This is a genomic window from Cupriavidus sp. 05T42 (assembly GCF_056396345.1).
Map to the genome: position 1 here is coordinate 23,156 of NZ_JBFTLH010000013.1, position 16,877 is coordinate 40,032.

The window sequence follows — 16,877 nt, forward strand, 5'->3', positions numbered from 1 at the left end:
GAACGTGGACTTGTCTTGTGGGCGTTCCCTCGGACGTTCCCTCAGGCGTTCACATCGACCACCACGCGGCCGCGCATGCCGCCCGCCATGATCTGGCTGGCGGCGTCGATGGCCTCGCCCAGCCGGATCTCACGCGTGATGGCCTGGAGCCGGTCCGGGGCCAGATCCCGCGCCAGCCGCTTCCACGCGGTTTCGCGCAGCGACATCGGCGCCATCACGCTATCGATGCCGGCCAGCGTCACGCCGCGCAGGATGAACGGCGCCACCGAGGCCGGGAAATCCATGCCCTGCGCCAGCCCGCACGCCGTGACCACGCCGCCGTAGCGCACCTGGGCGCAGGCGTTGACCAGCGTGTGCGAGCCGACCGAATCCACCACGCCCGCCCAGCGCTCCTTCTGGAGCGGCTTGCCCGGCGCGCCCAGTTCGGCCCGGTCGATCACGTCGGCGGCGCCCAGCGCACGCAGGAAATCCGCCTCGGCGGTCTTGCCGGTGGAAGCCACCACGCGATAGCCGAGCTTCGACAGGATGGCGATGGCCACCGAGCCCACGCCGCCCGAGGCGCCCGTGACCAGCACCTCGCCATCGCCGGGCTTCACGGGCCCAAGCGCGCCGCCGCGCTCCAGCGCCAGCACCGACAGCATGGCCGTGTAGCCGGCCGTGCCGATCGCCATGGCCTGCCGCGACGTGAACGCATCGGGCAGCCGCACMAGCCAGTCGCCCTGCAGCCGCGCGCGCTGCGCCAGGCAGCCCCAGTGCGTCTCGCCCACGCCGAAGCCGTTCAGCACCACGCGGTCGCCGGTGCGCCAGCGCGGGTCGCTCGAATCGAGCACCGTGCCGGCGCCGTCGATCCCCGCCACCATCGGCCACTTGCGCACCACCGGCGCGCGGCCCGTGATTGCCAGGCCGTCCTTGAAATTGATCGTCGAATAGTCGACGGCCACCAGCACGTTGCCGTCCGCCGGCAGCGCGGATTCATCGAGTTGGGTGACGGCGGCGGCCGTCTTGCCATCGGCCTGGGTCAGCAGCAAAGCCTGGAACGTCATGGTGTCTCCTCGATCTCTTTGATTTTTCAGGGAATTTGGTAACGCAGCGCAGGCGCCGGAAAGCAAAGCGGCCGGACAGTGCCGGCCGCTTCAGACAGCCGGGAGGGTCCGGCGCCGCGCGTTACTTCTTCAGACTGGCGAGCTTGCGCTCCAGCGTGGCGATGTCCGCCGCGCCCGGGATGCGCGTGCCGTCGGTGAAGAACACTGCCGGCGTGCCCGAGATATTCAGGCTCTGGCCCAGCGCCAGGTTCTCGTCCACCGGCGTCTTGCAGCTACCGTTGCCGGTGATGGCCACGTGGTTCAGCATCCAGTCGCGCCACACCTTGGTACGGTCTGTTGCACACCAGACCTGCTTGGCCTTGGTCGTCGAATCGGGCGACAGCACCGGGTAGAGGAAGGTGTAGACCGTGATGTTGTCCATCTGCTGGAAGGTCTGTTCGATCTTCTTGCAGTAGCCGCAGTTCGGGTCCGAGAACACCGCCACGGTGCGGCTGCCATCGCCCTTCGTCCATTTGATGGCGCGCGCCAGCGGCAGATCGGACCACTTTATCTTGTTCAGCTCGGCCAGACGCTCCTCGGTCAGGTTGGTGTTGGTCTTGGTGTCGATGACCTCGCCATTGATGATGTAGCGCCCGGTGGGGTCGGTGTACACGATCTGGCCGCCCACGTTGACTTCATACAAACCCGGTACCGGCGCCTTGGTCACGCTCTTCACCTCGGCGCGGCCGCCCAGCATCTTCTGGATGGACGCCTTGATGCGGTCCGTGCCCGGCTCGTCCGCGGCCAGCGCGTGCAGGGCGTAGCCGCCCAGGGCCAGGCCACCGGCCAGGGCAGCAAGGGCGCCCATGCGGGCGGAACGGCGGCGGAACAGTTGCAACATGGTGACTCCAGGGTTCGGGTGCCTTGTCGGCAGAATCTTTAAATAGTGGTTGGCCGGCTCAGCCCAGCGCGCGGCCGATCAGGAAGCGCTTGAGCAGCCCCTGGCCGCCCACGGCGCGCATGCCGGCGTTGCGTATCAGCCGCGCGGGCGCGCCCGGCAGCGAAAACAGCCGGTGCAAGCCATCGGTGGCGGCAGTCAGGGAGAGCAGGTCCGTGGCGCGTGCACGCTCGTAGCGGCGCAACAGGCGCAAGTCGCCTTCCGATCGGAACGGTTCTTTGTCGGCCATCACGCGCCCAAGTTCCGTCACATCGCGTAAACCAAGATTCATGCCCTGCCCGGCCAGCGGATGGACCACATGCGCGGCATCGCCGACCAGCGCCACGTGCGGCTGGACGAACTGCTCGGCACGCTGGAGCACCAGCGGGAAGCCCTTGGCCGGCGTCAGGCAGCGCAGTGCGCCGAACCGGGCGCCGACCGCCCCGTTGGCCACCTGGGCCACGGTGGCGGCGAGGGCCTCGGGGGACAGCGCGACGAGGTCCTGCGCGTGGGCTTCATCGGCGGACCAGACCATCGACACGCGGTTGCCGGGCAGCGGCAGCATGGCGACGATCTCGCCATTGGCGAGTTCCTCGTCGGCCATGAGCTTCTCGGGCGCGCCCAGGAACCATTGCCATGCGGTTTCCTGATGCGGCAGTTCGCAGGCGAAGTTCGCCACCACGCCAAGCTGGCGGTAGCGCCGCTGGCTGGTGCCGATATGGCATTGCTGGCGCACCCAGGAGCGCGCGCCGTCGGCGCCGACCACGCAGTTGGCGCGCACGCGGGCGCCGCTGGCGAGGGTCAGGGTCACGCCGTCAACGTCACGATCGAGCCCTTCGGCCGCCTCATCGAACCATTGCACCTGGTGCTGGAAGCGTAGCGCGGTGTCCAGCACGCGCTCCACATGGCTCGACTCGATGATCCAGGCCAGTTGCGGCACGGCGGCGGCGTAAGCCGAGAAATGGAGATCGCCATGGGGCGAGGGGCTGGCCTCCGCGGCGCTGACGTCGCCGAAGACGCGCATGTCACGCACGGGCTGCACACGGGCCGGGTCGAGGGCCTCCCAGACGCGCAGCCGCTCCAGCAATTGCTGCGAGCTGGCCGAGAACGCGTAGATGCGGCTGTCCCAGTCGTCTTCCCCGGTGCGCGCGGTCTCGCCCACGGGGCGCGGCGCGACGAGGGCCACCTGCATGCCCTGCTGGGCCAGCAGCAGTGCGCAGGCCTTGCCGACGATACCGCCGCCGACCACGGCAATCTGAAAGCGGGAGGATGGAGTCGAGGGCATGGAATGGGAGGCGGCGCGACGCGCCGGTGCGGCTGATCCGGTCATGCCTCGATTATAGCGACGTGACGTGCGCGCCATCGGAGACATCTCACAAGCCGTGGCGGGCCGCCCGCCGAGGGATAAAGGCTGGCCAAGGGTGGCCATCCGCTAGAATACAGCCTTTGCTATTTCCAGCCAGACACCATGAGCCTCAAATGCGGCATCGTCGGCCTGCCCAACGTCGGCAAGTCCACGCTGTTCAATGCCCTGACCAAGGCCGGCATCGCCGCCGAAAACTATCCGTTCTGCACCATCGAACCCAATGTGGGCGTCGTGGAAGTGCCGGATCCGAGGCTTACGAAGCTGGCTGACATCGTCAAGCCAGAGCGCATCCTGCCGGCGACGGTGGAATTCGTCGATATCGCCGGCCTGGTGGCGGGCGCGTCCAAGGGCGAAGGCCTGGGCAACCAGTTCCTGGCCAATATCCGCGAAACCGACGCCATCACGCACGTCGTGCGCTGCTTCGAGGATCCGAACGTGATCCACGTGGCGGGCAAGGTCGATCCGCTGTCGGACATCGAAGTCATCAACACCGAACTGGCGCTGGCCGACCTGGCCACGGTGGAAAAGGCCCACGCGCGCTATATCAAGCCCGCCCGCGCCGGTGACAAGGAAGCGCTGCGCCTCGTGGCAGTGCTGGAGAAGGCACAAACCGTGCTCGATCAGGCCAAGGCCGTGCGCACGCTGGACCTGTCGCCCGAGGAATGGGAAGCCATCCGCCCGTTCTGCCTGATCACCGCCAAGCCGACGATGTACGTGGCCAACGTGCGCGAAGACGGCTTTGAGAACAATCCGCACCTCGACGCAGTGCGCGAGCACGCCAAGCTGACCAATTCGCCGGTCGTKGCCGTCTGCGCAGCCATCGAAGCCGAGATTGCCGACCTGGAAGACGCCGACAAGGCCGAATTCCTTGCCGACCTGGGCATGGAAGAACCCGGCCTGGACCGCGTAATCCGCGCCGGCTTCACGCTGCTGGGCCTGCAGACTTACTTCACGGCAGGCGTGAAGGAAGTCCGCGCCTGGACGATCCACGTGGGCGACACCGCCCCCAAGGCCGCCGGCGTGATCCACACCGACTTCGAACGCGGCTTCATCCGCGCGCAAACCATCGCCTACGATGACTTCATCCAGTTCAAGGGCGAACAGGGCGCGAAGGAAGCCGGCAAGATGCGCGCCGAAGGCAAGGAATATGTGGTGAAGGACGGGGACGTGATGAACTTCCTGTTCAACGTCTGAGGCAGGCGTAACAAACCCGAGAAAACCCGGCAGATGCCGGGTTTTTTGCTTTAGGGCGCAGCGCGAGCCCTCGCTCGCGGCTACAACGGCTTCAACTGTTCATCCCGCATGCCCACCAGCAGCGCCTGACCGCTGCTATCCAGCCGGAATTCGCCGTAGCGGGCCTTGGCGAACCGCTCCGCCTGTCCTTCCTGAAAGAACCACGCGTCGGTGGAGACCTGCACGATCGGGCCGCCCCAGCGCGAGGGGACGTTCTGGACGCGCAGGCGCCGCTCGCCCTCGGCCAGCGGCTGGCCGTTCTGCAGCCGGACCAGTTGCCCGACCCCGGCGGCGTCGCGGCGGATCACCACTTCGGTCTCCCGCTCGCGCGGGGACTGGGCGCGGGCCTGGGCGGCGGCGATTTCCAGCCCGAGGGCGAAATTCAGCGCCATGTAGTCGCCCTGCATGAGGGACCTCGGGTCCACGGGTGCCAGCCGAAGGTAGACGACCTCCCCATGCGACAGCACCCGTTCCTTGCCGACGATGACCGCCCCGGCCACGCCCATCACCAGCAGCCATGCCACCACGATCCATCGTTTCATGGTCGCGCCTCCATCCGTCGCATCACGATCCGAACCGCCAGCAGCAGCACGCCGGCCGCCACCAGCGTGGCGGACTTGGCCAGCAGCGTCCACTGGAGCGAGCCGTAGTACCAGACAAAGCCCGCGATGACCGCCGCGATGCCGAGCCCGAGCCATGCCAGCGACCCGCGCCGCAGGGCCAGCGCCAGTACCAGCACGCCGGCACCGACTGCCGGCGCCATCACCATCAGCGTGGCGAAGGCCAGCGTCACACCCAGCACCGCCGCACCGATGCGCGGCTCGACATGCAGGCGCCGGCATTCGAACAACGCGAACATCAGCAGCACCGCCTCGGTCAGCGCCCCGGCCAGCCACGGCGCGAGCAGGCGCGGTGCGCCACGTTCATCGAAAACCCCAGCCAGCGGATGGTTTGCCCCGGTGACCAGCAGCGCCGCCGCCAGCGCGAAGACCAGCGTGGCGTCCGCGCCGGGCTCCCATCGCCCATGGTCGCCGCGCGCCGCCAGCCAATGCTCTTTCAGCACGAAGACGGTGACCACCGCGCAGGCCAGCGGCATCAGCCATCCGAGCGACCACGGCAGCACGACCCAGCCGTAGTGCCGGGCGCCGGCCAGCGCGATATTCAGCGCGAACGCCAGCGCCGTCCACGCGCCGAGCGCCACCACGAAACGATGGAGCCGGTTCGGCACGATGGCGTACAGCGCCACCTCGAACACGGCCACCGCGAGCCAGAACGCCGCGCGGTCCACCAGCCACTCGCCGCCGAGCATCTGGGCCGTGCCGAAGATCGCCATGCCCTGCCCGCCCAGGCTCAGGGCCAACGCGAACTGGCCGAGCGCGATGCGCCCGCTGCCCTCGCCGGCCATCCGGTACAGCAGCACGGCCCCGMCCAGCATCAGCAGCCCGGTCACCAGCATGGCCGGGCCGTTGCCGCTCGTTGCCGCGAACACCGAGCCGAGCAGGAATACCTGGAAGAACAGCGCGCCGAGCCAGCCCGCCGCGCCCATCAGCAGGCGAATGGGCCACGGCGTGCGCTGCGTGGCCACGTACTCTCCCTCGACCACGCCCTGTGCTGTGAGGTCGTCCCAGAGCTTTCGCTCCACCGCTTGCGCGCTCATGCCGGCCTCCCGCTGGCGTCACGCCATGCCCGCAGCAACCATGCCGCCGCCGCAGCAGCCAGCCCTACCGTGACCAGCCCGAGCAGCAGGAAGATGCCGAAGTCGCCATGGCCCTCGGCGAGCAGGCGCCCCAGCGCCGACACCACCAGCCCGATGCCGGCGAGACACGCGAGGCTCAGCACGACGATGTCGAACGACGCGCGCCGCCGGAACCAGGCGCCGAGCCCGGCCAGCGCCACCGCGCCGGCCACTAGCCCCACCGCCTCCACGCGATGGACCAGCACGCTCGTCAGGCCCAGCCAGGCCGCATATCCACAGGCGAGCACGGCGATCAGGCGCGGGCCGGCATCGCCCCGAAAACCCCAGCGGGCCGCGCGGGCCGCCAGCACGTACCAGATCACCAGTTGGATGCAACACGCCAGCAGCAGGAACAGCGTGGTCTCGCGCGCATGGCGCCCCGAAAACAGCAGGTCGAACATGCTGCCCACGCCCAGCCGCACACTGCCATAACGGAGCAGCGCCACGTTGCCGACCACGATCACCAGCCACCAGTGCGGCGCCGCCCGCGCGGCCAGCGCCCATGGCACGGCCAGCAGCGTCCACAGGGCGAACAGTTGCCAGGCATCGGCGCCGGTCTGGTAAGTCTGGCCGATCACGGCCATCCAGACCCCCGACACCACCTGCGCGCCGGCCAGCGCGGCCTGCCCGATGCCGTCCCCGGCCGGCCGCCATGCCGCCAGCGCCGCAAGCCCGGTCAGCAGGCCCGCCAGCAGCCCGAACTTGGCGAACTTGTGCAGCGCCTCCCAGTTGAACGCGAAGAAGACGATGACGCCGGCGCAGAGCAGCGCGGTGCCGAGCGCCAGCAGCGCCCGCTCGAGCCAGCGGTGCCAGTCGGCCCGCGCCGGCAAGGTGCGGGCCCACGCGGGCGCAAGGCTTTCCGCGCCAAGGCGATCCTGGGCGCGCCAGTCGGCCAGCGCCTGCTGGGCCATGCGTCGATCTGAAAGGGGTTCCAACGGAATTCTCCCGGGCTGGAATGCGATGGAAAACGATGGAATGCGAACGCAAGCGCACTGTAGCAAAGCGGCCTGCCCGTGCCTATGAGAGGGTTCTGAAAACGCGGCGCCCCGCTTTCGCCGCGCTCCCGGCGCCGGTATGCTGGCGCCTTTCTCATCCAATCCGGGCAGCCATGACCCTCGGCATCCTTGCCGCGCTCCACGACGAAGTCGATGGACTGATCGCCGCCATGCGGCACGAAGACGCGCGCGCCACCGTGCGCACCATCGGCATGCGGGACTACTACGCCGGCACGCTCCACGGGCAGTCCGTGGTGCTGGTGCTCGCGCGCGTGGGCAAGGTGGCGGCGGCGGCCACCACGGTCACGTTGATCCGCGAGTTCGGCGTCGACGAGATCGTGTTCACGGGGCTGGCGGGCGGCGTGGGGCCCGAGGTGCGCGTGGGCGATATCGTCGTGGCGGACCGCACCCTCCAGCACGACCTGGACGCCCGCCCGCTGTTCCCGCGCCACGAGGTGCCGCTGCTGGCGCGCGCCGAGTTTCCGGCCGATGCCGAACTGACGGCGGCGCTGCGCGCGGCGGCTGCCGATTTCCTGCGCCACGACCTCGCCACCGAAGTGCCGGACGGCGTGCTGGCCCGCTTCGGCGTGGCCGCGCCGCGCCTGCACGTGGGCATGGTGGCCAGCGGCGACCAGTTCATCAACGCCCCGGCGGCCGTGGCTGACTTGCGGGAGCGCCTGCCGGGCGTGCAGGCAGTGGAGATGGAAGGCGCGGCGCTGGCCCAGATCTGCTACGAGTACGGCGTGCCCTATGCAGTCATGCGTACCGTATCGGACCGGGCCGACGATGTCGCGCATGTGGACTTTTCGGCATTTTTGCGCGACGTGGCGAGCCACTATTCGAGCGCGATCCTGCGGCGCTTCCTGTCCGCGCGGGGTCAAGCCTAGGCAGCCGGCGGGGCGGACAGCCCTACCGTCGCGGGCGCGCCACACCCCAGACGCCGACCAGCAGCGCCGCGCCGACGATCGCGGCGGTCCAGCCCGAGAGCTGGCCGTCGGTAAACAAGTGGGCCGCGCGCCCGCCGTAGAAGGCGCCCAGCGCGCCGAGCACACCCAGCACCAGCGCGGCCGGCAGGCTCACGACTCGCCCGGCCGGGTGCATCTGGCGTCCCGCCAGGCCCACGATCGCCCCCACCACCACCAAGCCGAGCATCGGCACCCCCTATTTGATCCGGATTCGGCCAGCACCGCGTGACCGCGCCGTAACAATACTGGCGTTTTGGCGCACTTGGAACAAAACGCCCCCTCGCCCTGCAAAATCGCGGCCCGGCGGTATAATGGCCATCGCTTCCGGCTACGATCCGGATGGMAACGAACCCCACAAATGCAACTGCTCGCGATCGGCATCAATCACACTACGGCACCCGTCTCGCTCCGCGAGCGTGTGGCGTTTCCGCTTGAGCAGATCAAACCGGCCCTGGGCGCCCTGCGCACCCACCTGGCCGGCCGCAGCGGCACCGAGGCCGCCATCCTCTCCACCTGCAACCGTACCGAGATCTACTGCGCCACCGATGTGCTGCAGCCCGGTGCGGACGGCTTCGAGCACACGCTGCGCTGGCTGGCCCAGCACCACAACGTGCCGGCCGGCGAACTGGCCCCCCATCTGTATGCCCTGCCCCAGTCCGAAGCCGTGCGTCACGCGTTCCGCGTGGCCAGCGGACTCGACTCGATGGTGCTCGGCGAAACGCAGATCCTGGGCCAGCTCAAGGACGCGGTGCGCACCGCTGGCGAGGCCGGCGCGCTTGGCACCTACCTGAACCAGCTGTTCCAGCGCACCTTCGCCGTGGCGAAGGAAGTGCGCGGCCAGACCGAGATCGGCGCCCATTCGGTGTCGATGGCTGCCGCCGCCGTGCGGCTCGCCCAGCGGATTTTCGAAAGTGTTTCGACCCAGCGCGTGCTGTTCATCGGCGCGGGCGAGATGATCGAGCTGTGCGCCACGCACTTCGCCGCGCAGATGCCGCGCCAGATCGTGGTGGCCAACCGCACCGTCGAGCGTGGCGAGCGGCTGGCCGAGCAACTGGCCGAACAGGGCCTGACCACGCAGGCCATCCGCCTGCAGGATCTGGGCGAGCGGCTGCATGAGTTCGACATCGTGGTGTCCTGCACCGCGAGTTCGCTGCCGATCATCGGCCTGGGCGCCGTGGAGCGCGCGGTCAAGCGCCGCAAGCATCGCCCGATCATGATGGTCGACCTGGCCGTGCCGCGCGACGTGGAACCCGAGGTAGCGCGCCTGAACGACGTGTTCCTGTACACCGTGGATGACCTCGGCGCCGTGGTGCGCGAGAGCAGCGCGCTGCGCCAGGCCGCCGTGGCGCAGGCCGAGGCGATCATCGAAAGCCGCGTGCAGAACTTCATGCACTGGCTGGAGACGCGCAGCGTGGTGCCCGTGATCCGCGAGATCCAGTCCAACGGCGAGGCCATGCGCCAGGCCGAACTCGAACGCGCGCGCCGCATGCTGGCGCGTGGCGACGACCCCGAAGCCGTGCTGGAAGCCCTCTCCGGCGCGCTGACCCGCAAGTTCCTGCACGGCCCCACCCACGCGCTGAACCACACCCAGGGCGAAGACCGCGAGGCGCTGCTGCGCCTGGTACCGGGCCTGTTCCGCCACAGCAGCCACTCCGAGCGCTAGCCGCGCTCGTCCCCGGCCGGCCGCGCCGGCCCGCTGGCGTCCCTGCCAGCGCCCCTCGGTTCGCCCTCCACGGCGCCGCGCAGACCTCCCGCCCATCGCGCCCCAGTTTCCTTTCGGATGCCCATGAAAGCCAGCATGCTCAACAAGCTCGACCAATTGGCCGAGCGACTCGATGAAGTCAACGCCCTGCTTGCCCGCGAGGACGCCACGGCCAACATCGACCAGTACCGCAAGCTCTCGCGGGAGCATGCCGAGCTGTCGCCGGTGGCCGAGCAATACGGCCAGTACCGGCAGGCGCAGGAGGATCTGGCCACGGCGCAGGCGTTGCTGGACGACCCCGAGATGAAGGAGTTCGCCGCCGACGAGATCGGCGCGGCGCGCCAGCGGCTGGAAGACCTCGCCGCCAGCCTTCAGACCCTGCTGCTGCCGAAGGATCCCAACGACGACCGCAACCTGCTGCTGGAAATCCGCGCCGGCGCCGGCGGCGAGGAAAGCGCGCTGTTCGCCGCCGACCTGCTCCGCATGTACACGCGCTATGCGGAACGGCAGCGCTGGCAGGTGGAGGTGATGAGCGAGTCCGAGTCGGACCTGGGCGGCTACAAGGAAGTGATCGTGCGGATTGCCGGCGACGCGGCGTTCTCGAAGCTGAAGTTCGAGTCGGGCGGCCACCGCGTGCAGCGCGTGCCGGCCACCGAGGCGCAGGGCCGCATCCACACCTCGGCCTGCACCGTGGCGGTAATGCCGGAGGCGGACGAGGTGGGCGAGGTGGAGATCAACCCGTCCGACCTGCGCGTCGATACCTTCCGCGCGTCCGGCGCGGGCGGCCAGCACGTGAACAAGACCGATTCGGCGGTGCGGCTGACCCACCTGCCCACCGGCATCGTGGTGGAGTGCCAGGACGACCGCAGCCAGCATCGCAACAAGGACAAGGCGATGAAGGTGCTGGCGGCGCGCATCAAGGACATGCAGCTGCGCGCGGCGCAGGCCAAGGAAGCCAGCACGCGGCGCAACCTGATCGGCACGGGCGACCGCAGCGACCGCATCCGCACCTACAACTTCCCGCAGGGCCGCGTGACCGACCACCGCATCAACCTCACGCTCTACAAGATCGACATGATCATGGACGGCGACCTCGACGAATTGCTCGCCTCGCTCTCCGCCGAACACCAGGCCGACCAGCTCGCCGCACTCGGCGACGAGGGCTGATTTTCATCACGCAGTGATGATTTCATCACCCGTGGGCAAGTGTTTGTAACGGAGGTAAATGCTTGAAACAGCACTGGCCCGCCAAAAGGCGGTGTCTATAATCGATTCGACCAGACCGCCCCCATGCGTCACTTTCCGCACCTGGTGGCATACGAAGTCTGGGCTGAAGTCGACTCCTCAAAACAGACACCAAGGATGAAATCATGAAGAAACTGCTCGCCCTGTTGATGATCACCGCCGCCATGGCGGCTTGCAGCAAGAAGGAAGACGCCCCGGCCGCCAACGCCGACGCCGCCATGCAGAGCGCTGCCGAATCGGCCAAGGCCGCCGCCAGCGATGCCGCCGCCGCCGCAGCAAACGCCGCGGACGCCGCCAAGGCCGCCGCGAGCGGTGCCGCCGCCGATGTCTCGGCCGCCGCCGAACAGGCCAAGACCGATGCCGGCCACGCCATGGCCAACGCCAAGGAAGCCGCACGCGATGCCGTGAACACCACGGCAGACAAGGCCAAGGAAACCGTCAATAAGTAATTGGTCCATATGGAATCACGCCGCTCGCGCGCCCGCGCGTTGCCAAATCGGCTTACACTGAGCGGCTAATACCGGGCGCCCTTGTGGCGCCAGCAAAGAACCCCGTCGCGCCAGGCCCCGACGGGGTTTTTTGCACCCGCTCTCCCAGTTTCAGCCATCTATTTCCGATGTCTTCCACACCGTCGGGCGCCCTGTCGCCCGCCCCCACGCTGCGCGAAGCCCAGACGCTGGCTGCGATGACCGGCCTGCCGGCGCTCGAAGCCCGCATGCTGCTGTCCCACGTGACCGGCCTCACGCGTACGCAACTCATCACGCGTGATACCGACCATCTCAATGCAGCACAACGTGATGCATTCTCCACGTTGATGGCGCGGCGGCTGGCCGGTGAGCCGATGGCCTACCTGCTGGGCGAGCGCGAATTCTTCGGCCGCACTTTCCGCGTGACGCCCGATGTGCTGATTCCGCGTCCTGATACCGAGATAGCCGTGGAAATGTCGCTGGCGCGCGTGGCCCATGTGCACGCGCCGCGTGTGCTGGACCTCGGCACCGGCTCCGGCATCCTGGCTGTGACGATTGCCCGCGAGCGCTCCGACGCCGAGGTCTGGGCGACCGATATCTCGCCGGGTGCGCTGATGGTGGCCCAGGACAACGCCCGCGCGCTCGAGGCGCATGGCATCCACTTCCTGGTGTCGGACTGGTACGAAGCCGTGCCGGACACCCTGCGCTTCCACCTGATCGTCAGCAATCCACCCTACATCGCCTCCGGCGACCCGCATCTGGTGGAGGGCGACCTGCGTTTCGAGCCGATCGACGCCCTCACCGACCACGAGGACGGCCTGTCCGACCTGGCCACCATCGTGGCCGGCGCGGCGGATCGCCTGCTGCCCGGCGGCTGGCTGCTGATGGAGCACGGCTACGACCAGGGCGCGGCCACGCGGGCGCTGCTTGAGGCGGGTGGATTTACCGAGGTGGCCACCGCCCGCGACCTCGCCGGGCAGGAGCGGTGCAGCGGCGGGCGATGGTCGGGCGAATCCGGTAAAATTCCGACCTGACATCCGCTTCGGCGGAAATCCCCATCCCCAGACACTGGCGACGCCACACGGCGCCGCGCGCAACCGGAAGCTACACACCATGAGTGACGTACAACAGAAGATCGACCAGATCGTGAAGGGCAGCCCCGTGGTCCTGTTCATGAAGGGCACGGCGCAGTTCCCGATGTGCGGCTTCTCCGGCCGTGCCATCCAGATCCTGAAGGCCTGCGGCGTGGACACCCCGACCACGGTCAACGTGCTCGAGGACGAAGGCATCCGCCAGGGCATCAAGGAATATGCGAGCTGGCCCACGATTCCGCAGCTCTACGTGAACGGCGAGTTCGTCGGCGKCTCGGACATCATGATGGAGATGTACCAGAACGGCGAACTGCAATCGCTGCTGAAGTCGTAATCATGCCCGTACCGGATGGCGCCGTGCCGCAACGGCTGATCGTCGCCATCACGGGCGCAACGGGCGCCATCTATGGCGTCCGGCTGCTGCAGGTGCTGCAAGGCGTGGCGGGGGTGGAAACCCATCTGCTGATCTCGCCCGCCGGCGTGATGAACCTCCAGCACGAACTCGATATCAGCCGTGCCCAGGTGGAGTCGCTGGCAGGCGTGGTGCACAACGTGCGCGACATCGGCGCGACCATCGCCAGCGGATCGTTCCGCGCCCATGCGATGGTCGTGGCGCCCTGCTCGATGCGCACGCTGGCCGCCATCGCCCATGGCCTCTCCGACAACCTGATCACCCGCGCGGCGGACGTCACGCTCAAGGAACGGCGCAAGCTGGTACTGATGGTGCGTGAAACGCCGCTGAACCTGGCGCACCTGCGCAATATGACGGCGGTCACGGAGATGGGCGGGATCGTGTTCCCACCGGTGCCCGGCTTCTACCAGAAGCCGCAGACGATTGCGGAACTGGTCGACCATACGGTCGGGCGCGTGCTCGATCTCGTCGATCTGCCAGAGATCGGTCAGTCGCTCACGCCAAGTTGGGGCGGGCTGAACCCGGCTGCGGCCGATGCCGGCAACTAGGGCTCTGCCCGCTTCTGCTTGTTGTCACCTGCTGCGTAGCTCTCGTCGATTTACCAGCCGCCGCGATAGTAACGGCGGCCGCCGTAGTAGCCACGACCACCGTAGTAATACGGCGCGGGCCGCACCACCACGGCGGGCGGTCCGACATAGACCGGCGCAGGCGCCACGGCCACCGGAGCCGGGGCCACGGCGGGGCCGTACGGCGTCGGATAGACAGCGCAGCCGCCCAGCATCGCCGCGCCAATCGCCACCAAACCCATCGCACCTATCGCTTTCGCTCGCATGTTGTTGTCCTTGAGTGTGTCAGGCAGTGCCTGCCCTCATGAACGTTATACGGGGCGGTTTGGTAATACAGCGTCAAGACCCCGTAACTATTGTTACGAGTCGCTACGGGTTCATCCTTCGCATTATTACGATGTATTACAGATCGAAGCGAATGCCTTGTGCCAGCGGCAATGCATCGCCGTAGTTGATGGTATTGGTCGCCCGGCGCATGTAGCCCTTCCACGCATCGGAGCCGGACTCGCGCCCGCCGCCGGTGGCCTTCTCCCCGCCGAAGGCGCCGCCGATCTCGGCGCCGCTGGTGCCGATGTTCACGTTGGCGATGCCGCAGTCGCTGCCCGCCGCCGAGACGAACAGTTCGGCCTCACGCAGGGACTCGGTGAAAAGGCAGGACGACAGCCCGTGCGACGCCGCGTTGTTCAGCGCGATGGCCTCGTCGAGCGAGGTGTACGGCATCAGGTAGAGGATGGGCGCGAAGGTCTCCGTCAGCATGGTGTCGTGCTGGGTGTCGGTCAGCACCAGTGCGGGCCGCACGTAGCAGGCGTGCGGATAGCGGTCCGCCAGCAGCCGTTCGCCGCCGTGCACGACGTTGCCCTGCGCGCGGCAGGCGGCCAGCGCGTTGGCCATGGTGTCGCCGGCGGCCATGTCGATCAGCGGGCCGACCAGCGTGCCCGCCTGCAGCGGATCGCCCACCGGCAGCCGCGCGTAGACCTGGCGCAGCCGGTTGGTCACGGTCTCGATCAGGTCGACGTGGACAAAGGCGCGTCGCAGCGTGGTGCAGCGCTGGCCGGCGGTGCCGGCTGCCGAAAAGGTCATCGCGCGGATGGTCAGTTCCAGGTTGGCCGATGGCGCGACGATGGCCGCGTTGTTGCCGCCCAACTCGAGGATGGCGCGCTTGAACCGCCCCGCGCAGGCCATGCCCACCTCGCGGCCCATGCGCGTGGAACCGGTGGCGCTGATCAGCCGCACGGCCGGATGCTGCACGAGCTGCGCGCCKAGCGTGCGCCCGCCCGGCAGCACTACGCAGAGGCCGGCGTGCTGGGGCGCCGCCTCATCGAATACCCGATCGAGCAGCGCCTGCGCGGCCAGCGCGCACAGCGGCGTCTTCTCCGACGGCTTCCAGACCACGCCGTTGCCGCAGACCAGCGCCAGCGCCGCGTTCCACGCCCACACCGCCACCGGGAAGTTGAACGCCGAAATCACCCCGCACAGCCCGAACGGATGCCAGGTCTCGCGCATCGCGTGCGCGGGGCGCTCCGAGGCAATCGTCAGCCCGTGAAGCTGGCGTGAGAGTCCGACGGCAAAGTCGCAGATATCGATCATCTCCTGCACTTCGCCGAGTCCTTCCTGGAGGATCTTGCCGGACTCCAGCGCCACCAGCCGCCCCAGCGCGGCCTTGTGCATGCGCAGCGCCTCGCCGAAGCGCCGCACCACCTCGCCACGCGCCGGGGCCGGGGTCAGCGCCCAGGTGGTCTGCGCCGCGTGCGCGCGGGCGATGCGGGCATCGGCGTCGGCCACGGGGCAGGCCGGCAGGTGGCCGAAGATTTCCCCATCGACGGGCGAGCGCAGCGCAAGGGCCTCGCCCGCGCCATGCGAATCGTCCCAAGGCTGGCGCAGGCCCATGGCCTGCCAGCATGCGGCTATGTCCTGCGCTTTCATGCGAGCGTCTCCTGTAGCGGGTGGTGGCTGTAATGCTGGCCGAACCGGTTGGCCAGGAAGCGATCGAGCGGCATGGCTTCCTGCGGCACGAAGCCGGACTGGGGCAGCACGCCCGTCGCCACGAGGTCCAGCGCGGTGCAGATGCCAGCGGCCGTGGTGAGCTGGATGGCGTTGACGTGCCCGATGCCGCCAAAATCCTCCATCCCGCCGATCCGCGCCGAGAAGGACGCCTGCGTCAGCGGCCCCCGCCCACCCTGTCCGCCATGGCCACCCTGCCCAGCTTTGGCGCCGGGATGCCCCGTGGCGCTCGCGAACACGATCACCACATCCTGCTCGGTCACCGGAATGGCGTGCTCGAAGATCTCGCGCAGCCAGCTCCGGCGCTCGCGCAGCCGCAGGTCGTTCAGCAGCAGCTTCATCTGGGCGCAGTGCCCCGGGTAGCGGATCGACTTGTAATCGACATGGCGCGCGCGGCCCGCCAGGGTATCCGGCAGCGTGCCCAGGCCCCCTGAGGTATTAAAGGCTTCGTACTCGATGCCGTCCAGCGCGAAGGACTCCTGGCCCTCCAGCGCCGGCAGTTCCACGCGGCGGCCATCGACAATGGCCTCGCACGGGTTGCAGTACTCGTTGATCAGCCCTTCCGTGCTCCAGGTGAGGTTGTACTTGAGCGCGTTGCTMGGGTAGCGCGGCAGCGCACCCACGCGCATGCGCAGGTCGAGCAGGTCGCCGCCGTCCCGCAGGAAGCGCCGCGCCAGATCATTGCCCACCACGCCGATAAATCCCGGCGCCAGGCCGCACTGCGGCATCAGCACCGAGCGCGCGCCTTGGGCCAGTTGGCGGATGGCGTGGGTGGCCGCCACGTCCTCGGTCAGATCGAAGTAATGCACGCCGAGCCGCGCGGCCACGGTGGCCACGTGGATGGCCGCGTGGAACGGCAGCGCGTTGAGCACGGCATCGGCGCCAGCCAGCAAGGCGGCGCAAGTGCCGGGCTCGGTCGGGTCCCCGGCGCGCACGGCGATCTGGCGCGGCAGGCCGTCCAGCCGGTGCGGGTCATGGTCGACCAGACAGACGCGGTAGTCGCCGGTGTCGGCGAGCATCGTCGCGATCACACGGCCGATCTTGCCGGCGCCGAGCACGACGACCGACAGCGGCCGGGGCGACTGGGTCAGGTCCCGTGCTGCGCCGGGACCGAGGTTGGATGGTTGCATGATGGCTCCC

At 68.6% G+C, this 16,877-nt stretch carries 18 protein-coding genes; 8 read left to right on the plus strand and 10 right to left on the minus strand.

Going from position 1 to position 16,877, the window contains the following annotated elements; all coding sequences use genetic code 11:
- Positions 1-41: 41 nt before the first annotated feature.
- The 3 genes from acuI to AC1EJR_RS17960 all read right to left on the minus strand — a co-directional run bounded on the left by acuI (position 42) and on the right by AC1EJR_RS17960 (position 3,289).
- Positions 42-1,043 (minus strand): acrylyl-CoA reductase (NADPH), encoded by a 1,002-nt coding sequence (gene acuI, locus AC1EJR_RS17950; protein WP_092299055.1) that lies wholly within the window; start codon positions 1,041-1,043, stop codon positions 42-44.
- Between the two features lie 121 nt (positions 1,044-1,164).
- Entirely contained in the window at positions 1,165-1,923 is a 759-nt protein-coding gene (locus tag AC1EJR_RS17955; protein WP_477113511.1) for a DsbC family protein, read from the minus strand.
- Between the two features lie 58 nt (positions 1,924-1,981).
- Positions 1,982-3,289 carry a UbiH/UbiF family hydroxylase gene (locus tag AC1EJR_RS17960; protein WP_477105942.1) on the minus strand — a complete coding sequence of 436 codons (1,308 nt, stop codon included), beginning with the start codon at positions 3,287-3,289 and terminating at the stop codon, positions 1,982-1,984.
- 138 nt (positions 3,290-3,427) lie between these two features.
- On the opposite strand from AC1EJR_RS17960, the gene ychF reads away from it, so the two are divergent.
- Entirely contained in the window at positions 3,428-4,519 is a 1,092-nt protein-coding gene (gene ychF, locus AC1EJR_RS17965) for a redox-regulated ATPase YchF (RefSeq protein WP_092299064.1), read from the plus strand.
- 80 nt (positions 4,520-4,599) lie between these two features.
- Here the strand turns inward: ychF and AC1EJR_RS17970 are convergent, their stop codons facing one another.
- The 3 genes from AC1EJR_RS17970 to AC1EJR_RS17980 are packed head-to-tail and all read right to left on the minus strand — an operon-like array spanning position 4,600 to position 7,228.
- Positions 4,600-5,100, minus strand: a complete 501-nt coding sequence (locus AC1EJR_RS17970; protein WP_477147343.1) for a GDYXXLXY domain-containing protein — start codon at positions 5,098-5,100, stop codon at positions 4,600-4,602.
- Entirely contained in the window at positions 5,097-6,215 is a 1,119-nt protein-coding gene (locus AC1EJR_RS17975; protein WP_477147344.1) for a DUF4401 domain-containing protein, read from the minus strand. Before AC1EJR_RS17975 ends, AC1EJR_RS17970 begins: the two co-directional genes overlap by 4 nt.
- Positions 6,212-7,228, minus strand: a complete 1,017-nt coding sequence (locus tag AC1EJR_RS17980) for a DUF2157 domain-containing protein (protein ID WP_441593368.1) — start codon at positions 7,226-7,228, stop codon at positions 6,212-6,214. Before AC1EJR_RS17980 ends, AC1EJR_RS17975 begins: the two co-directional genes overlap by 4 nt.
- A 173-nt stretch (positions 7,229-7,401) precedes the next feature.
- On the opposite strand from AC1EJR_RS17980, the gene AC1EJR_RS17985 reads away from it, so the two are divergent.
- Complete coding sequence (locus AC1EJR_RS17985; RefSeq protein ID WP_441593369.1) at positions 7,402-8,175, plus strand: 5'-methylthioadenosine/adenosylhomocysteine nucleosidase; 774 nt, start codon at positions 7,402-7,404, stop codon at positions 8,173-8,175.
- Between the two features lie 22 nt (positions 8,176-8,197).
- On the opposite strand, the gene AC1EJR_RS17990 is transcribed toward AC1EJR_RS17985, so the two are convergent.
- Complete coding sequence (locus AC1EJR_RS17990; RefSeq protein ID WP_092299079.1) at positions 8,198-8,440, minus strand: GlsB/YeaQ/YmgE family stress response membrane protein; 243 nt, start codon at positions 8,438-8,440, stop codon at positions 8,198-8,200.
- A 171-nt stretch (positions 8,441-8,611) separates the two neighbouring features.
- Between AC1EJR_RS17990 and hemA the strand changes: the two genes are divergently transcribed.
- From hemA to AC1EJR_RS18020, 6 genes are all read left to right on the plus strand, one after another.
- Positions 8,612-9,916 carry a glutamyl-tRNA reductase gene (gene hemA / locus AC1EJR_RS17995; protein WP_477147345.1) on the plus strand — a complete coding sequence of 435 codons (1,305 nt, stop codon included), beginning with the start codon at positions 8,612-8,614 and terminating at the stop codon, positions 9,914-9,916.
- 123 nt (positions 9,917-10,039) lie between these two features.
- Entirely contained in the window at positions 10,040-11,122 is a 1,083-nt protein-coding gene (gene prfA, locus AC1EJR_RS18000) for a peptide chain release factor 1 (protein ID WP_441593370.1), read from the plus strand.
- A 203-nt stretch (positions 11,123-11,325) separates the two neighbouring features.
- Complete coding sequence (locus tag AC1EJR_RS18005; protein WP_092299088.1) at positions 11,326-11,649, plus strand: hypothetical protein; 324 nt, start codon at positions 11,326-11,328, stop codon at positions 11,647-11,649.
- 167 nt (positions 11,650-11,816) lie between these two features.
- Positions 11,817-12,701 carry a peptide chain release factor N(5)-glutamine methyltransferase gene (prmC, locus tag AC1EJR_RS18010; protein ID WP_092299091.1) on the plus strand — a complete coding sequence of 295 codons (885 nt, stop codon included), beginning with the start codon at positions 11,817-11,819 and terminating at the stop codon, positions 12,699-12,701.
- A gap of 79 nt (positions 12,702-12,780) precedes the next feature.
- A complete protein-coding gene (gene grxD / locus AC1EJR_RS18015; RefSeq protein ID WP_477147346.1) occupies positions 12,781-13,092 on the plus strand; it encodes a Grx4 family monothiol glutaredoxin in 312 nt (103 codons plus the stop codon).
- A 2-nt stretch (positions 13,093-13,094) separates the two neighbouring features.
- On the plus strand, positions 13,095-13,718 hold the full coding sequence (locus tag AC1EJR_RS18020; protein ID WP_092299097.1) for a UbiX family flavin prenyltransferase: 624 nt from the start codon (positions 13,095-13,097) through the stop codon (positions 13,716-13,718).
- A gap of 50 nt (positions 13,719-13,768) precedes the next feature.
- Here the strand turns inward: AC1EJR_RS18020 and AC1EJR_RS18025 are convergent, their stop codons facing one another.
- From AC1EJR_RS18025 to AC1EJR_RS18035, 3 genes are all read right to left on the minus strand, one after another.
- Complete coding sequence (locus tag AC1EJR_RS18025; RefSeq protein WP_441593371.1) at positions 13,769-14,002, minus strand: hypothetical protein; 234 nt, start codon at positions 14,000-14,002, stop codon at positions 13,769-13,771.
- Positions 14,003-14,138: 136 nt separating this feature from the next.
- The gene (gene amaB / locus AC1EJR_RS18030; RefSeq protein WP_477110542.1) at positions 14,139-15,659 is read right to left on the minus strand and encodes an L-piperidine-6-carboxylate dehydrogenase; all 1,521 of its coding nucleotides are present in this window, start codon (positions 15,657-15,659) and stop codon (positions 14,139-14,141) included.
- The gene (locus AC1EJR_RS18035) at positions 15,656-16,867 is read right to left on the minus strand and encodes a saccharopine dehydrogenase family protein (RefSeq protein WP_477108295.1); all 1,212 of its coding nucleotides are present in this window, start codon (positions 16,865-16,867) and stop codon (positions 15,656-15,658) included. Before AC1EJR_RS18035 ends, amaB begins: the two co-directional genes overlap by 4 nt.
- Positions 16,868-16,877: the final 10 nt, after the last annotated feature.

Coding starts and splice junctions, on each gene's coding strand:
- AC1EJR_RS17955 (WP_477113511.1), bottom strand. CDS start 1,923: ATGTTGCAACTGTTCCGCCGCCGTTCCGCCCGCATGGGCGCCCTTGCT.
- AC1EJR_RS17960 (WP_477105942.1), bottom strand. CDS start 3,289: ATGACCGGATCAGCCGCACCGGCGCGTCGCGCCGCCTCCCATTCCATG.
- AC1EJR_RS17970 (WP_477147343.1), bottom strand. CDS start 5,100: ATGAAACGATGGATCGTGGTGGCATGGCTGCTGGTGATGGGCGTGGCC.
- AC1EJR_RS17985 (WP_441593369.1), top strand. CDS start 7,402: ATGACCCTCGGCATCCTTGCCGCGCTCCACGACGAAGTCGATGGACTG.
- AC1EJR_RS17990 (WP_092299079.1), bottom strand. CDS start 8,440: ATGCTCGGCTTGGTGGTGGTGGGGGCGATCGTGGGCCTGGCGGGACGC.
- hemA (WP_477147345.1), top strand. CDS start 8,612: ATGCAACTGCTCGCGATCGGCATCAATCACACTACGGCACCCGTCTCG.
- prfA (WP_441593370.1), top strand. CDS start 10,040: ATGAAAGCCAGCATGCTCAACAAGCTCGACCAATTGGCCGAGCGACTC.
- AC1EJR_RS18005 (WP_092299088.1), top strand. CDS start 11,326: ATGAAGAAACTGCTCGCCCTGTTGATGATCACCGCCGCCATGGCGGCT.
- prmC (WP_092299091.1), top strand. CDS start 11,817: ATGTCTTCCACACCGTCGGGCGCCCTGTCGCCCGCCCCCACGCTGCGC.
- AC1EJR_RS18020 (WP_092299097.1), top strand. CDS start 13,095: ATGCCCGTACCGGATGGCGCCGTGCCGCAACGGCTGATCGTCGCCATC.
- AC1EJR_RS18025 (WP_441593371.1), bottom strand. CDS start 14,002: ATGCGAGCGAAAGCGATAGGTGCGATGGGTTTGGTGGCGATTGGCGCG.